The 15,638-nt window shown below is 55.8% G+C and carries 12 protein-coding genes, 1 tRNA gene and 1 pseudogene; all 14 read left to right on the forward strand.

All coding sequences use genetic code 11. The annotated features are described in order from the left end of the window. Positions 1 to 119: pseudogene (locus VLA07_RS26850) on the forward strand (EF-Tu/IF-2/RF-3 family GTPase); the annotation flags it as partial. A gap of 53 nt (positions 120 to 172) precedes the next feature. After that, positions 173 to 248 (forward strand) — tRNA-Trp (locus tag VLA07_RS26855). A 45-nt stretch (positions 249 to 293) separates the two neighbouring features. Next, entirely contained in the window at positions 294 to 662 is a 369-nt protein-coding gene (secE, locus tag VLA07_RS26860) for a preprotein translocase subunit SecE (RefSeq protein ID WP_041074957.1), read from the forward strand. Between the two features lie 9 nt (positions 663 to 671). Next, complete coding sequence (nusG, locus tag VLA07_RS26865; RefSeq protein ID WP_025113545.1) at positions 672 to 1,205, forward strand: transcription termination/antitermination protein NusG; 534 nt, start codon at positions 672 to 674, stop codon at positions 1,203 to 1,205. Positions 1,206 to 1,322: 117 nt separating this feature from the next. Continuing rightward, positions 1,323 to 1,754, forward strand: coding sequence for a 50S ribosomal protein L11 (gene rplK, locus VLA07_RS26870; RefSeq protein ID WP_003228756.1), 432 nt, complete (start codon positions 1,323 to 1,325; stop codon positions 1,752 to 1,754). Then, positions 1,754 to 2,449, forward strand: coding sequence for a 50S ribosomal protein L1 (gene rplA, locus VLA07_RS26875; RefSeq protein ID WP_003228754.1), 696 nt, complete (start codon positions 1,754 to 1,756; stop codon positions 2,447 to 2,449). Before rplK ends, rplA begins: the two co-directional genes overlap by 1 nt. 198 nt (positions 2,450 to 2,647) lie before the next feature. Continuing rightward, on the forward strand, positions 2,648 to 3,148 hold the full coding sequence (gene rplJ, locus VLA07_RS26880; RefSeq protein WP_003228752.1) for a 50S ribosomal protein L10: 501 nt from the start codon (positions 2,648 to 2,650) through the stop codon (positions 3,146 to 3,148). Between the two features lie 74 nt (positions 3,149 to 3,222). Continuing rightward, complete coding sequence (gene rplL, locus VLA07_RS26885) at positions 3,223 to 3,588, forward strand: 50S ribosomal protein L7/L12 (protein ID WP_007962228.1); 366 nt, start codon at positions 3,223 to 3,225, stop codon at positions 3,586 to 3,588. A gap of 221 nt (positions 3,589 to 3,809) precedes the next feature. Beyond that, entirely contained in the window at positions 3,810 to 7,883 is a 4,074-nt protein-coding gene (gene rpoB / locus VLA07_RS26890; RefSeq protein ID WP_027614262.1) for a DNA-directed RNA polymerase subunit beta, read from the forward strand. Positions 7,884 to 7,946: 63 nt separating this feature from the next. Further along, a complete protein-coding gene (gene rpoC / locus VLA07_RS26895; protein WP_027614261.1) occupies positions 7,947 to 12,146 on the forward strand; it encodes a DNA-directed RNA polymerase subunit beta' in 4,200 nt (1,399 codons plus the stop codon). A gap of 215 nt (positions 12,147 to 12,361) precedes the next feature. After that, positions 12,362 to 12,733, forward strand: coding sequence for a 30S ribosomal protein S12 (gene rpsL / locus VLA07_RS26900; protein ID WP_003186084.1), 372 nt, complete (start codon positions 12,362 to 12,364; stop codon positions 12,731 to 12,733). A gap of 107 nt (positions 12,734 to 12,840) precedes the next feature. Then, the gene (gene rpsG / locus VLA07_RS26905; RefSeq protein WP_003228745.1) at positions 12,841 to 13,314 is read left to right on the forward strand and encodes a 30S ribosomal protein S7; all 474 of its coding nucleotides are present in this window, start codon (positions 12,841 to 12,843) and stop codon (positions 13,312 to 13,314) included. A 30-nt stretch (positions 13,315 to 13,344) separates the two neighbouring features. Next, the gene (gene fusA, locus VLA07_RS26910; protein WP_007962223.1) at positions 13,345 to 15,450 is read left to right on the forward strand and encodes an elongation factor G; all 2,106 of its coding nucleotides are present in this window, start codon (positions 13,345 to 13,347) and stop codon (positions 15,448 to 15,450) included. Positions 15,451 to 15,481: 31 nt separating this feature from the next. Further along, a partial coding sequence (locus VLA07_RS26915; protein WP_232554967.1) for a GTP-binding protein occupies positions 15,482 to 15,638 on the forward strand: 157 nt, incomplete at its 3' end.

Here is a 15,638-nt window from a genome sequence, read left to right on the forward strand (position 1 = left end):
ACATTCAGATGACTGTTACCCTGATCAAAACCATCGCGATGGAAGATGGTCTGCGTTTCGCTATCCGTGAAGGCGGTCGTACCGTCGGCGCTGGCGTCGTAGCTAAAATCATCGAATAAGCGGTTGTAATGTATTTTTCGGGCCGGCATAATGGTCGGCCTGATTTTGTTTTAGGTCAGTAGCTCAATTGGCAGAGCGACGGTCTCCAAAACCGTAGGTTGGGGGTTCGATTCCCTCCTGACCTGCCAGATTCACTTGGTGTGTCTGGCTTTCTTTTCACAGGATCTTCATAGATGACTCCTAAGGCTGAAGCTCAAGGCTCTCGCTTCGATCTGCTCAAGTGGCTTGTGGTAGCTGCTTTGGTGGTTGTGGGTGTAGTTGGCAATCAGTATTACGCTGCTTCGCCGATCCTGTACCGTGTACTCGCTTTGCTCGTAATTGCTGCTGTAGCTGCCTTTGTAGGCCTGCAGACTGCAAAGGGCAAGTCGTTCTTTGTACTGGTTAAGGAAGCGCGCACCGAGATTCGTAAAGTCGTATGGCCAACTCGCCAGGAAACCACGCAGACAACGTTGATCGTTGTTGCTGTGGTTATCGTTATGGCGTTGCTGTTGTGGGGTGTTGATTCCCTGCTCGGTTGGCTTGTTTCCTTGATTGTCGGCTAAGGGTGTCCCGTGGCTAAGCGTTGGTACGTTGTGCATGCTTACTCGGGTTACGAGAAGCATGTCATGCGCTCGCTGATTGAGCGCGTTAAGCTGGCTGGCATGGAAGATGGCTTCGGCGAAATTCTGGTTCCCACTGAAGAAGTGGTTGAAATGCGTAATGGCCAGAAGCGCAAAAGCGAACGCAAGTTCTTCCCAGGCTATGTGCTGGTACAGATGGATATGAATGAGGGTACTTGGCACTTGGTCAAGGATACTCCTCGGGTGATGGGCTTCATTGGCGGTACCGCCGACAAGCCTGCTCCAATCACCGATAAAGAGGCGGAAGCCATTCTGCGTCGCGTGGCTGATGGTAGCGATAAGCCGAAGCCGAAGACTCTGTTTGAGCCGGGTGAGGTAGTTCGCGTTACTGACGGTCCATTCGCTGACTTTAACGGCACCGTCGAAGAAGTTAACTACGAAAAGAGCCGTGTCCAGGTGGCAGTGCTTATTTTCGGTCGCTCTACTCCGGTAGAGTTGGAGTTCAGTCAGGTCGAAAAGGTCTAGCTGAACAAGCATCCCAACCCCGCAGCCCTAGGCTGTGGGGTTTTGTCGTCACTGGGATAAACGCGCAAGTAACCGGGGAGCCTTTCGAGGCGTTCGAACCCGTAATTGGAGTGCCTCATGGCCAAGAAGATTACCGCTTACATCAAGCTGCAAGTGAAGGCCGCTCAGGCTAACCCAAGCCCACCTGTTGGTCCTGCTCTGGGTCAGCACGGTGTGAACATCATGGAATTCTGCAAGGCTTTCAACGCCCGTACTCAGGGTCTTGAAGCAGGTCTGCCGACTCCAGTGATCATCACTGTCTACAGCGACCGTAGCTTCACTTTCGAAACCAAATCCACCCCTGCTTCGGTTCTGCTGAAGAAGGCGGCCGGTCTGACCAGCGGTTCCGCTCGTCCGAACACCGTTAAGGTTGGCACTGTTACCCGTGCTCAGCTGGAAGAAATCGCGAAAACCAAAAACGCGGATCTGACTGCAGCTGATATGGATGCAGCCGTGCGTACTATCGCCGGTTCTGCTCGTAGCATGGGCCTTAACGTGGAGGGTGTGTAATGGCTAAGCTGACCAAGCGTCAAAAGGCTATCGCCGGCAAAATCGAAGCAGGCAAGGCCTACAACATTGTAGACGCTGCTGCTCTGCTGGCTGAGCTGTCGACTGTCAAGTTCAGCGAGTCGTTCGACGTTGCTGTAAACCTGGGTGTAGACCCGCGTAAATCCGACCAGGTTGTTCGTAGCGCTACTGTGCTGCCACACGGCACTGGCAAGACCGTTCGCGTTGCCGTGTTCACCCAGGGTCCAGCTGCTGAGGCCGCTCTGGCTGCCGGCGCTGACCGTGTAGGTATGGACGACCTGGCTGCCGAAATGAAAGGCGGCGACCTGAACTATGACGTAGTGATCGCATCCCCGGATGCCATGCGCGTTGTAGGTCAGCTGGGTCAGATCCTCGGTCCACGTGGCCTGATGCCTAACCCGAAAGTCGGCACCGTAACTCCAGACGTAGCTACCGCGGTTAAAAACGCCAAGGCTGGTCAGGTTCGTTATCGCACCGACAAAAACGGCATCATCCACACTTCCGTTGGCAAGATCGGCTTCGATGCCGTCAAGCTGAAGGAAAACGTTGAAGCCCTGATCGCTGATCTGAAGCGTATCAAGCCAGCTTCCTCGAAAGGTATTTACGTCAAGCGCGTTACCCTGAGCACCACTATGGGCCCAGGTCTGGTTATCGACCAGAGCTCGCTGGACGCGTAAGACAAAGGTTGGCGCGATTATTCGCGCCAATTGAAAGATTGGGGTCCCTGCCTGGCGGGGGCTATCCAAGACCGTAGGCGGCGCAAGCCTTAAACCACAAGCCTACGCAGATGGTGCTCCCGGTTCCTTACCGAATCAGACACCAAAACGACATTCGGTTTCGACCGAGTGAAACGGTAACAAGCAGGAGTTAAACCCGTGGCAATTAATCTCGAAGACAAGAAGGCCATCGTCGCTGAAGTCAACGAGGCTGCCAAAGTCGCTCTGTCCGCTGTCGTGGTTGATGCCCGTGGCGTAACAGTAGGCGCAATGACCGGACTCCGTAAAGAGGCTCGTGAAGCTGGCGTTTACGTACGTGTTGTACGTAACACCCTGCTCAAACGCGCAGTTGCTGACACTGAATACAGTGTCCTCAACGACGTGTTCACCGGCCCGACCCTGATTGCATTCTCGAACGAACATCCGGGCGCTGCTGCCCGTATCTTCAAAGAGTTTGCCAAGGGTCAGGACAAGTTCGAGATCAAGGCAGCTGCGTTCGAGGGCAAGTTCCTCGCAGCTAATCAGATCGACGTACTGGCAACTCTGCCGACCCGTGACGAAGCAATTTCTCAGCTGATGAGCGTGATTCAAGGCGCTACCAGCAAGTTGGCTCGTACTCTGGCGGCAATTCGCGACCAGAAAGAAGCTGCCGCAGCCTAAGGCTCGTCAACTTCTCGCGTTTTTTGTTTATTTCGATGGTCGCGTAGGCCGTCCCCCAATTCAGGAATTGAGTCATGTCTCTGACTAACGAACAAATCATCGAAGCAATCGGCCAGAAATCCGTAGTGGAAATCGTTGAGCTGATCAAAGCGATGGAAGAAACCTTCGGTGTTACCGCTGCTGCTGCTTCGGCTGGCCCAGCTGTAGCTGCTGCTGCTGTTGAAGAGCAAACCGAGTTCAACGTTGTTCTGCTGGAAGCTGGCGAGAAGAAGGTTAACGTGATCAAGGCAGTTCGTGAACTGACCGGTCTGGGCCTGAAAGAAGCCAAAGAGAAAGTAGACGGCGCTCCTCAGGTTGTAGCTGAAGGCGTTTCGAAAGAAGCTGCTGAAGACGCCAAGAAGAAGCTGGAAGAAGCAGGCGCTAAAGTCGAGCTGAAATAAGTATCGACTTTGCTCCTCCAGCCCGAGCGTCAAGCGACAGGCTGATGGCTGGTGGCTCTTGCCACCGGCCTTTTTCCGTTATTGGCAGCCGACTGGGTCGGTGCTGATAAAGGCGCTGTAACCACCCGATGCGGTGGCGCAAACCATGGGGTTTGCACGATTTTCTGGCTGCTCCCGTCGGGAGGGGCCAAACAAGCAGGTGACCAAGCTGGGGAACGCTGATGGCTTACTCATATACTGAGAAAAAACGTATCCGCAAGGACTTTAGCAAGTTGCCGGACGTCATGGATGTGCCGTACCTCCTGGCCATCCAGCTGGATTCGTATCGTGAATTCTTGCAAGCGGGAGCGACTAAAGATCAGTTCCGCGACGTGGGCCTGCATGCGGCCTTCAAATCCGTTTTCCCGATCATCAGCTACTCCGGCAATGCTGCGCTGGAGTACGTCGGTTATCGCCTGGGCGAACCGGCATTTGATGTCAAAGAATGCGTATTGCGCGGTGTAACTTTCGCCGTACCTTTGCGGGTAAAAGTGCGCCTGATCATTTTCGACAAAGAATCGTCGAACAAAGCGATCAAGGACATCAAAGAGCAAGAAGTCTACATGGGCGAGATCCCATTGATGACTGAGAACGGTACCTTCGTAATCAACGGTACCGAGCGTGTTATCGTTTCCCAGCTGCACCGTTCCCCGGGCGTGTTCTTTGACCACGACCGCGGCAAGACGCACAGTTCCGGTAAACTGCTGTACTCCGCGCGCATCATTCCTTACCGCGGTTCGTGGCTGGACTTCGAGTTCGACCCGAAAGACTGCGTGTTCGTGCGTATCGACCGTCGTCGCAAGCTTCCGGCCTCGGTACTGCTGCGCGCGCTCGGCTACACCACCGAAGAAGTGCTGGACGCTTTCTACACCACCAACGTATTCCACGTTAAAGGCGAAGGCCTGAGCCTGGAACTGGTGCCTCAGCGTCTGCGCGGTGAAGTGGCTGTTCTCGATATCCAGGACGATAAAGGCAAGGTTATTGTCGAGCAGGGCCGTCGTATTACTGCCCGCCACATCAACCAGCTGGAAAAGGCCGGGATCAAAGAGCTGGACGTGCCTCTGGACTACGTCCTGGGTCGCACCACCGCCAAGGTCATCGTGCATCCGGCTACCGGCGAAATCCTGGCAGAGTGCAACACCGAGCTGTCGACCGAAGTCCTGGCGAAAATCGCCAAGGCCGGCGTTGTTCGCATCGAAACTCTGTACACCAACGACATCGACTGCGGTCCGTTCATCTCCGACACGCTGAAGATCGACTCCACCAGCAACCAATTGGAAGCACTGGTCGAGATCTATCGCATGATGCGTCCAGGCGAGCCGCCGACCAAAGACGCTGCCGAGACCCTGTTCAACAACCTGTTCTTCAGCCCTGAGCGCTATGACCTGTCTGCGGTCGGCCGGATGAAGTTCAACCGTCGTATCGGTCGTACCGAGATCGAAGGTTCGGGCGTGTTGTGCAAGGAAGACATCGTCGCGGTCCTGAAGACTCTGGTCGACATCCGTAACGGTAAAGGCATCGTCGATGACATCGACCACCTGGGTAACCGTCGTGTTCGCTGCGTAGGCGAAATGGCCGAGAACCAGTTCCGCGTTGGCCTGGTACGTGTTGAGCGTGCGGTCAAAGAGCGTCTGTCGATGGCTGAAAGCGAAGGCCTGATGCCGCAAGACCTGATCAACGCCAAGCCAGTGGCTGCGGCGGTGAAGGAGTTCTTCGGTTCCAGCCAGCTCTCGCAGTTCATGGACCAGAACAACCCGCTGTCCGAGATCACCCACAAGCGTCGTGTCTCTGCACTCGGCCCTGGCGGTCTGACTCGTGAACGCGCAGGCTTTGAAGTCCGTGACGTACACCCGACTCACTACGGTCGTGTCTGCCCGATTGAAACGCCGGAAGGTCCGAACATCGGTCTGATCAACTCCCTGGCTGCGTACGCTCGCACCAACCAGTACGGCTTCCTGGAAAGCCCGTACCGCGTGGTGAAAGAGGGCGTGGTCACCGACGAGATCGTGTTCCTGTCCGCCATTGAAGAAGCCGATCACGTGATCGCGCAGGCTTCGGCGACCATGAACGAGCAGAAAGTCCTGATCGACGAACTGGTAGCCGTACGTCACCTGAACGAATTCACCGTCAAGGCGCCGGAAGACGTCACCCTGATGGACGTTTCGCCGAAGCAGGTAGTTTCGGTTGCAGCGTCGCTGATTCCGTTCCTCGAGCACGACGACGCCAACCGTGCGTTGATGGGTTCGAACATGCAGCGTCAGGCTGTACCAACCCTGCGCGCTGACAAGCCGCTGGTAGGTACCGGCATGGAGCGTAACGTGGCCCGCGACTCCGGCGTTTGCGTCGTGGCTCGTCGTGGCGGCGTGATCGACTCTGTTGATGCCAGCCGTATCGTGGTTCGTGTTGCTGATGACGAAGTTGAAACTGGCGAAGCTGGTGTCGACATCTACAACCTGACCAAATACACCCGCTCGAACCAGAACACCTGCATCAACCAGCGTCCGCTGGTGAGCAAGGGTGATCGTGTTCAGCGTAGCGACATCATGGCCGACGGCCCGTCCACCGACATGGGTGAACTGGCACTGGGTCAGAACATGCGCATCGCGTTCATGGCATGGAACGGCTTCAACTTCGAAGACTCCATCTGCCTGTCCGAGCGTGTGGTTCAGGAAGACCGCTTCACCACGATTCACATTCAGGAACTGACCTGTGTGGCTCGTGACACCAAGCTTGGCCCAGAGGAAATCACTGCGGACATCCCGAACGTGGGTGAGGCTGCACTGAACAAGCTGGACGAAGCCGGTATCGTTTACGTAGGTGCTGAAGTAGGCGCAGGCGACATCCTGGTCGGTAAAGTCACTCCGAAAGGCGAGACCCAACTGACTCCGGAAGAAAAACTGCTGCGTGCGATCTTCGGTGAAAAAGCCAGCGACGTTAAAGACACCTCCCTGCGTGTACCTACCGGTACCAAAGGTACTGTCATCGACGTACAGGTCTTCACCCGCGACGGCGTTGAGCGTGATGCTCGTGCTCTGTCGATCGAGAAGTCCCAGCTGGACGAGATCCGCAAGGATTTGAACGAAGAGTTCCGTATCGTAGAAGGCGCGACCTTCGAACGTCTGCGCTCCGCTCTGGTAGGCCACAAGGCTGAAGGCGGCGCCGGTCTGAAGAAAGGTCAGGACATCACCGACGAAGTTCTCGACGGTCTTGAGCATGGTCAGTGGTTCAAACTGCGCATGGCTGAAGATGCTCTGAACGAGCAGCTCGAGAAGGCTCAGGCCTACATCGTTGATCGCCGCCGTCTGCTGGACGACAAGTTCGAAGACAAGAAGCGCAAACTGCAGCAGGGCGATGACCTGGCTCCAGGCGTGCTGAAAATCGTCAAGGTTTACCTGGCAATCCGTCGTCGCATCCAGCCGGGCGACAAGATGGCCGGTCGTCACGGTAACAAAGGTGTGGTCTCCGTGATCATGCCGGTTGAAGACATGCCGCACGATGCCAATGGCACCCCGGTCGACGTCGTCCTCAACCCGTTGGGCGTACCTTCGCGTATGAACGTTGGTCAGATCCTTGAAACCCACCTGGGCCTCGCGGCCAAAGGTCTGGGCGAGAAGATCAACCGGATGGTCGAAGAGCAGCGTAAAGTCGCTGAACTGCGTACCTTCCTCGACGAGATCTACAATCAGATCGGCGGTCGTAACGAAGATCTGGACAGCTTCTCCGATCAGGAAATCCTGGATCTGGCGAAGAACCTGCGTGGCGGCGTTCCAATGGCCACTCCAGTGTTCGACGGCGCCAAGGAAAGCGAAATCAAGGCCATGCTGAAACTGGCAGACCTGCCGGAAAGCGGCCAGATGCAGCTGACTGACGGCCGTACCGGCAACAAGTTCGAGCGTCCAGTTACCGTTGGCTACATGTACATGCTGAAGCTGAACCACTTGGTAGACGACAAGATGCATGCGCGTTCTACCGGTTCGTACAGCCTGGTTACCCAGCAGCCGCTGGGTGGTAAGGCGCAGTTCGGTGGTCAGCGTTTCGGGGAGATGGAGGTCTGGGCACTGGAAGCATACGGTGCCGCTTACACTCTGCAAGAAATGCTCACAGTGAAGTCGGACGATGTGAACGGCCGTACCAAGATGTACAAAAACATCGTGGATGGCGATCACCGTATGGAGCCGGGCATGCCCGAGTCCTTCAACGTGTTGATCAAGGAAATTCGTTCCCTCGGCATCGATATCGATCTGGAAACCGAATAACACGTGACGCGATCGAGAGCGGGGCAGGACTGCCCGCTCTCTGCTCCGCCAGGAGGAAAGGCCTTGAAAGACCTACTGAATTTGCTGAAAAACCAGGGTCAAGTCGAAGAGTTCGACGCCATCCGTATCGGATTGGCCTCGCCTGAGATGATCCGCTCGTGGTCGTTCGGTGAAGTTAAAAAGCCGGAAACCATCAACTACCGTACGTTCAAACCTGAGCGTGACGGTCTGTTCTGCGCCAAGATCTTTGGCCCGGTAAAGGATTACGAGTGCCTGTGCGGTAAGTACAAGCGCTTGAAGCACCGTGGTGTGATCTGCGAGAAGTGCGGCGTTGAAGTTGCACTGGCCAAGGTTCGTCGTGAGCGCATGGCGCACATCGAACTGGCTTCGCCGGTTGCCCACATCTGGTTCCTGAAATCGCTGCCGTCCCGTATCGGCTTGCTGATGGACATGACCCTGCGTGATATCGAACGCGTTCTCTACTTCGAGAGCTACGTCGTTATCGATCCAGGCATGACCACCCTTGAAAAAGGTCAGCTGCTGAACGACGAACAGTACTTCGAAGCGCTGGAAGAGTTCGGTGACGACTTCGACGCCCGCATGGGTGCTGAAGCTGTCCGTGAACTGCTGCACGCTATCGACCTGGAACACGAGATTGGCCGCCTGCGCGAAGAGATTCCGCAAACCAACTCGGAAACCAAGATCAAGAAGCTGTCCAAGCGTCTGAAGTTGATGGAAGCCTTCCAGGGTTCCGGCAACCTGCCAGAGTGGATGGTGCTGACCGTTCTGCCGGTTCTGCCGCCAGATCTGCGTCCACTGGTCCCGCTGGATGGCGGTCGCTTCGCGACTTCCGACCTCAACGATCTGTATCGTCGAGTGATTAACCGTAACAACCGTTTGAAGCGCCTGCTGGATCTGTCCGCTCCGGACATCATCGTGCGCAACGAAAAGCGTATGTTGCAGGAAGCTGTCGATGCACTGCTCGACAACGGTCGTCGTGGCCGCGCTATCACCGGTTCGAACAAGCGTCCTCTGAAATCCCTGGCTGACATGATCAAGGGTAAGCAGGGTCGTTTCCGTCAGAACTTGCTCGGTAAGCGCGTTGACTACTCCGGTCGTTCGGTAATTACCGTAGGTCCGACCCTGCGTCTGCACCAGTGCGGTCTGCCGAAGAAGATGGCTCTCGAGCTGTTCAAACCATTCATTTTCGGCAAGCTGGAAATGCGTGGTCTCGCGACCACCATCAAAGCGGCCAAGAAAATGGTCGAGCGCGAACTGCCAGAGGTTTGGGACGTTCTCGCTGAAGTGATTCGCGAACACCCGGTTCTTCTCAACCGTGCACCGACCCTTCACCGTCTGGGTATCCAGGCGTTTGAACCGGTCCTGATCGAAGGTAAGGCTATCCAGCTGCACCCGCTGGTCTGCGCCGCGTACAACGCCGACTTCGACGGCGACCAAATGGCCGTGCACGTACCGCTGACGCTGGAAGCCCAGCTCGAAGCGCGTGCGTTGATGATGTCGACCAACAACATTCTGTCGCCAGCCAACGGTGAGCCAATCATCGTTCCGTCGCAGGACGTTGTATTGGGTCTGTACTACATGACTCGTGAAGCGATCAACGCCAAGGGCGAAGGTCGTGTGTTCGCGGATCTGCAGGAAGTTGACCGTGTGTTCCGTGCCGGCGAAGCCGCACTGCACGCCAAGGTCAAGGTTCGTATCAACGAAACCGTCAACGACCGTGACGGCAACAGCGTGAGCAACACCCGTATCGTCGACACCACTGTCGGCCGTGCGCTGCTGTTCCAGGTTGTGCCAAAAGGTCTGTCGTACGATGTCGTCAACCTGCCGATGAAGAAAAAGGCGATCTCCAAGCTGATCAACCAGTGCTACCGCGTGGTTGGTCTGAAAGAGACCGTGATCTTCGCTGACCAGTTGATGTACACCGGTTTCGCTTACTCGACCATCTCCGGCGTTTCCATCGGTGTTAACGACTTCGTTATCCCGGACGAAAAAGCCCGCATCATCGGTGCAGCCACCGACGAAGTGAAAGAGATCGAGAGCCAGTACGCCTCCGGCCTGGTAACCCAGGGCGAGAAGTACAACAAAGTGATCGACCTTTGGTCGAAGGCGAACGACGAAGTTTCCAAGGCGATGATGGCCAACCTCTCGAAAGAGAAAGTCATCGACCGTCATGGCGACGAAGTCGACCAAGAGTCCTTCAACTCGATGTACATGATGGCCGACTCGGGTGCGCGGGGTTCCGCAGCACAGATTCGTCAGCTGGCCGGTATGCGTGGTCTGATGGCCAAGCCGGACGGTTCCATCATTGAAACGCCGATTACTGCGAACTTCCGTGAAGGTCTGAGCGTACTTCAGTACTTCATCTCGACTCACGGTGCTCGTAAAGGTCTGGCGGATACCGCGTTGAAAACTGCGAACTCCGGTTACCTGACTCGTCGTCTGGTAGACGTGGCGCAGGATCTGGTTGTAACCGAGATCGATTGCGGCACCGAACACGGTCTGTTGATGACTCCGCACATTGAAGGCGGTGACGTTGTAGAGCCGTTGGGTGAGCGCGTATTGGGTCGTGTTATTGCCCGTGACGTATTCAAGCCAGGCACCGAGGACGTTATCGTTCCTGCCGGTACCCTGGTAGACGAGAAGTGGGTCGAGTTCATCGAGCTGAACAGCATCGACGAAGTGATCGTGCGTTCGCCGATCAGCTGCGAAACCCGCTATGGCATTTGCGCCAAGTGCTACGGCCGTGATCTGGCTCGTGGTCACCAGGTGAACATCGGTGAAGCGGTCGGCGTTATTGCTGCCCAGTCCATCGGTGAGCCGGGTACCCAGCTGACGATGCGTACGTTCCACATCGGTGGTGCGGCAAGCCGTACTTCCGCAGCCGACAGCGTTCAGGTGAAGAATGGCGGTACTGTCCGTCTGCACAACCTGAAACACGTTGAGCGAGTGGATGGCCACCTGGTTGCCGTGTCCCGTTCCGGTGAGCTGGCAATCGCTGATGACTTCGGTCGTGAGCGTGAGCGTTACAAGCTGCCGTACGGTGCTGTGATTTCGGTTAAAGAAGGTGACAAGGTCGACGCTGGCGCAATCGTGGCCAAGTGGGATCCGCACACTCACCCGATCGTTACCGAAATGAAAGGTACCGTGACCTACGTGGGCATGGAAGAAGGCATCACGATCAAGCGTCAGACTGACGAATTGACCGGTATGACCAACATTGAAGTACTCGACGCGAAAGATCGTCCAGCTGCGGGCAAGGAAATCCGTCCAGCAGTGAAGATGGTCGACGACAACGGCAAGGATTTGTTGCTGCCAGGCACTGACGTTATCGCTCAGTACTTCCTGCCAGCCAACGCCCTGGTCGGTGTTGCGGACGGTGCGAAGATCGCGATCGGTGACGTTATCGCTCGTATCCCGCAAGAAACTTCGAAAACTCGCGACATCACCGGTGGTCTGCCGCGTGTTGCCGACCTGTTCGAAGCTCGTCGTCCGAAGGAAGCGTCGATTCTGGCTGAAGTCAGCGGCACCATCGCGTTCGGTAAAGAGACCAAAGGCAAGCGCCGTCTGGTCATTACCCCGAACGACGGTAGCGATCCGTACGAAGAGCTGATTCCGAAGTGGCGTCACCTGAACGTGTTCGAAGGTGAGCAGGTAAACCGCGGCGAAGTTATCTCCGATGGTCCAAGCGATCCGCACGACATCCTGCGTCTGTTGGGTGTGAGCGCGCTGGCCAAGTACATCGTGAACGAGATCCAGGACGTTTACCGTCTGCAAGGCGTGAAGATCAACGACAAGCACATCGAGACCATCCTGCGTCAGATGCTGCGTAAAGTTGAGATCTCCGAGTCCGGCGATTCCAGTTTCATCAAGGGCGACCAGATGGAGCTGACTCACGTACTGGTAGAGAACGAGCGTCTGAGCGCGGAAGACAAGTTTGTCTCCAAGTTCACTCGCGTTCTGCTGGGTATCACCAAGGCGTCGTTGTCGACCGAATCGTTCATCTCGGCGGCTTCCTTCCAGGAAACCACTCGCGTACTGACCGAAGCGGCAGTCACCGGCAAGCGCGACTACCTGCGCGGCCTGAAAGAAAACGTGGTTGTGGGTCGTCTGATCCCGGCCGGTACCGGTCTGGCGTACCACAGCGAGCGCAAGCGTCGTCGTGATGCAGACAAGCCGTTGCGCGTAAGCGCCAGTGAAGTGGAAGCTGCACTGACCGAAGCGCTGAACTCGAGCGGTAACTGAGTTCTGCGGTAACTAAGCTGAGGCCCTGATCGCTCCGTTCGTCGAATCGAGACAAATTGTCAAGGTTCGACGGGTGGGGAGGTCGGGGCCTTGCCTTGACTGGGGACAAGATCCTCTTTAGACTCTTGATCCCCTAAATTTGGCGGGAATCCGTTCCTGTCATTTTGCTTTTCTTGCAAGACAATAGCGTCGCAAGACAACAGTGGAGCTAGTAGATGGCAACTATCAACCAGCTGGTACGTCAGCCGCGTAAGCGTATCGTCGAGAAATCCGACGTACCTGCGCTGCAGAACTGCCCGCAACGTCGTGGCGTGTGCACCCGTGTGTACACCACTACGCCGAAAAAACCTAACTCGGCACTGCGTAAAGTATGCCGTGTGCGTCTGACCAACGGTTTCGAGGTTTCCTCGTACATCGGTGGTGAAGGCCACAACCTGCAAGAGCACAGCGTGGTACTGATCCGCGGCGGTCGTGTAAAAGACTTGCCAGGTGTTCGTTACCACACCGTTCGCGGCTCCTTGGATACTTCCGGCGTTAAAGGCCGTAACCAGGGTCGTTCGAAGTACGGTACCAAGCGTCCGAAGTAATCGGTCGTTTTGCAGATTTTCATTTTATTGAGTCGATAAGAGTAAGGTCGGGCTTGCATCCACTGGATCTGTCCCGAACTAACCTGAAGACCGCTTGAGGGCTTATCATGCCAAGACGTCGCGTAGCAGCAAAGCGTGAGATTCTGGACGATCCGAAATACGGAAGCCAGATCCTCGCCAAATTCATGAACCACGTTATGGAAAGCGGCAAGAAAGCCGTTGCCGAACGTATCGTTTATGGTGCCCTGGAAACCGTGAAGGCTCGTAAGGCCGGCACCGATCCCCTGGAACTCTTCGAAAAAGCACTCGACGCCATCGCTCCGCTGGTCGAAGTGAAGTCGCGCCGCGTTGGTGGTGCTACTTACCAGGTTCCGGTCGAGGTTCGTCCTTCCCGCCGTAACGCTCTGGCAATGCGCTGGTTGGTAGACTTCGCCCGTAAGCGTGGCGAGAAGTCTATGGCTCTGCGCTTGGCTGGCGAACTGCTGGATGCTGCTGAAGGTAAAGGTGCTGCTGTTAAGAAGCGTGAAGACGTGCACCGTATGGCCGAAGCCAACAAAGCTTTCTCGCACTACCGCTTCTAATTTTAGCTTCACTAATTTTGCGAGGGCTTTATGGCTCGTACTACTCCGATTAGTCGCTACCGTAACATCGGTATCGTCGCTCACGTGGATGCTGGTAAAACCACCACCACCGAGCGCGTCCTTTTTTACACTGGCAAAAGTCACAAAATGGGCGAGGTGCATGACGGCGCCGCGACCACAGACTGGATGGTTCAGGAGCAGGAGCGTGGTATTACCATTACTTCTGCTGCCATTACCGCCTTCTGGAAAGGTTCCGAGAAGCAGTACCCGCACGAGCACCGTTTCAACGTCATCGATACCCCGGGCCACGTAGACTTCACCATTGAAGTTGAACGTTCCCTGCGCGTACTCGACGGCGCTGTCGTTGTATTCTGCGGTACTTCGGGTGTTGAGCCGCAGTCGGAAACCGTATGGCGTCAAGCCAACAAATACGGCGTTCCACGTCTTGTTTACGTAAACAAGATGGACCGTGCCGGTGCCAACTTCCTGCGCGTGATCGGTCAGATCAAACAGCGTCTGGGTCACACTCCGGTGCCGATTCAGCTGGCTATCGGTTCGGAAGACAACTTCCAGGGCCAGATCGACCTGATCAACATGCAGGCTGTTTACTGGAACGACTCTGACAAGGGTATGGTTCCTGTTCGCAAGGAAATCCCTGCGGACATGCTCGAGCTGGCTACTGAGTGGCGCAGCAACATGGTTGAGGCTGCGGCCGAAGCCAGTGAAGAGCTGATGAACAAGTACCTGGAAGGCGAAGAGCTGTCGATCGAAGAGATCAAGGCCGCTCTGCGTCAGCGCACTATCGCTGGCGAAATCGTTCTGGCTGTGTGCGGTTCGTCGTTCAAGAACAAGGGCGTTCCCCTGGTTCTCGACGCCGTTATCGACTTCCTGCCTGCTCCAACCGACATTCCAGCTATCAAGGGCTCGAACCCTGATAACGAGGAAGAGGAAATGGAGCGTCACGCAAGTGACGACGAGCCGTTCGCGGCACTGGCGTTCAAAATCGCTACCGACCCATTCGTGGGTACCTTGACCTTCGTCCGTGTTTACTCGGGCGTGTTGAACTCCGGCGACGGCGTGATCAACTCGGTTAAAGGCAAGAAAGAGCGCGTGGGTCGTATGGTGCAAATGCACGCAAACGCTCGTGAAGAGATCAAGGAAGTACGCGCTGGCGACATCGCGGCCCTGATCGGCATGAAGGACGTCACCACTGGTGAAACCCTCTGCAACGCTGACAAGCCAATCATCCTGGTTCGCATGGACTTCCCGGAGCCGGTTATTTCGGTTGCCGTAGAGCCTAAGACCAAGGATGACCAGGAAAAAATGGGTATCGCACTGGGCAAGCTGGCTCAGGAAGACCCGTCTTTCCGCGTTAAAACTGATGAAGAGACTGGTCAAACGATCATCTCCGGCATGGGCGAGCTGCACCTGGACATCCTGGTTGACCGGATGCGCCGTGAGTTCAACGTCGAAGCCAACATCGGCAAGCCTCAGGTTTCGTATCGTGAGCGCATCACGAAGAACTGTGAAATCGAAGGCAAGTTCGTTCGTCAGTCCGGTGGTCGCGGCCAGTTCGGTCACTGCTGGATCCGTTTTGCTCCTGCTGATGAAGGTCAGGAAGGTCTGCAATTCGTGAACGAAGTTGTAGGTGGTGTGGTTCCTAAGGAATACATCCCGGCTATCCAGAAGGGTATCGAAGAGCAGATGAAGAACGGCGTTGTTGCCGGCTATCCGCTGATCGGCCTGAAGGCAACCGTGTTCGATGGTTCTTACCACGACGTCGACTCCAACGAGATGGCGTTTAAAGTGGCTGCTTCCATGGCGACCAAGCAACTGGCCCAGAAGGGTGGTGGTGAGTTGCTCGAGCCGATCATGGCGGTAGAGGTTGTTACGCCTGAAGACTATATGGGTGATGTAATGGGCGACCTTAACCGTCGTCGCGGCATGATCCAGGGTATGGAAGACACAGTGTCCGGCAAGGTTATCCGTGCCGAGGTTCCACTGGGTGAGATGTTCGGTTATGCGACCGACGTTCGCTCCATGTCCCAGGGTCGCGCAAGCTACTCTATGGAATTCAAAAAATACGATACGGCTCCGTCGCACATCGTCGAATCCGTAACCAAAAAACAAGGCTGATTCAGCCCCTTTAGGCTAGGAGTTAATTGTCGTGGCTAAAGAAAAATTTGATCGTTCCCTACCGCACGTCAACGTTGGCACCATCGGTCACGTTGACCACGGTAAAACCACTCTGACCGCTGCTCTGACTCGCGTCTGCTCCGAAGTTTTCGGTTCGGCCGTAGTTGAATTCGACAAGATCGACAGCG

The organism is Pseudomonas sp. S3(2024) (assembly GCF_036861315.1).
GTDB classification, from domain to species: domain Bacteria; phylum Pseudomonadota; class Gammaproteobacteria; order Pseudomonadales; family Pseudomonadaceae; genus Aquipseudomonas; species Aquipseudomonas putida_A.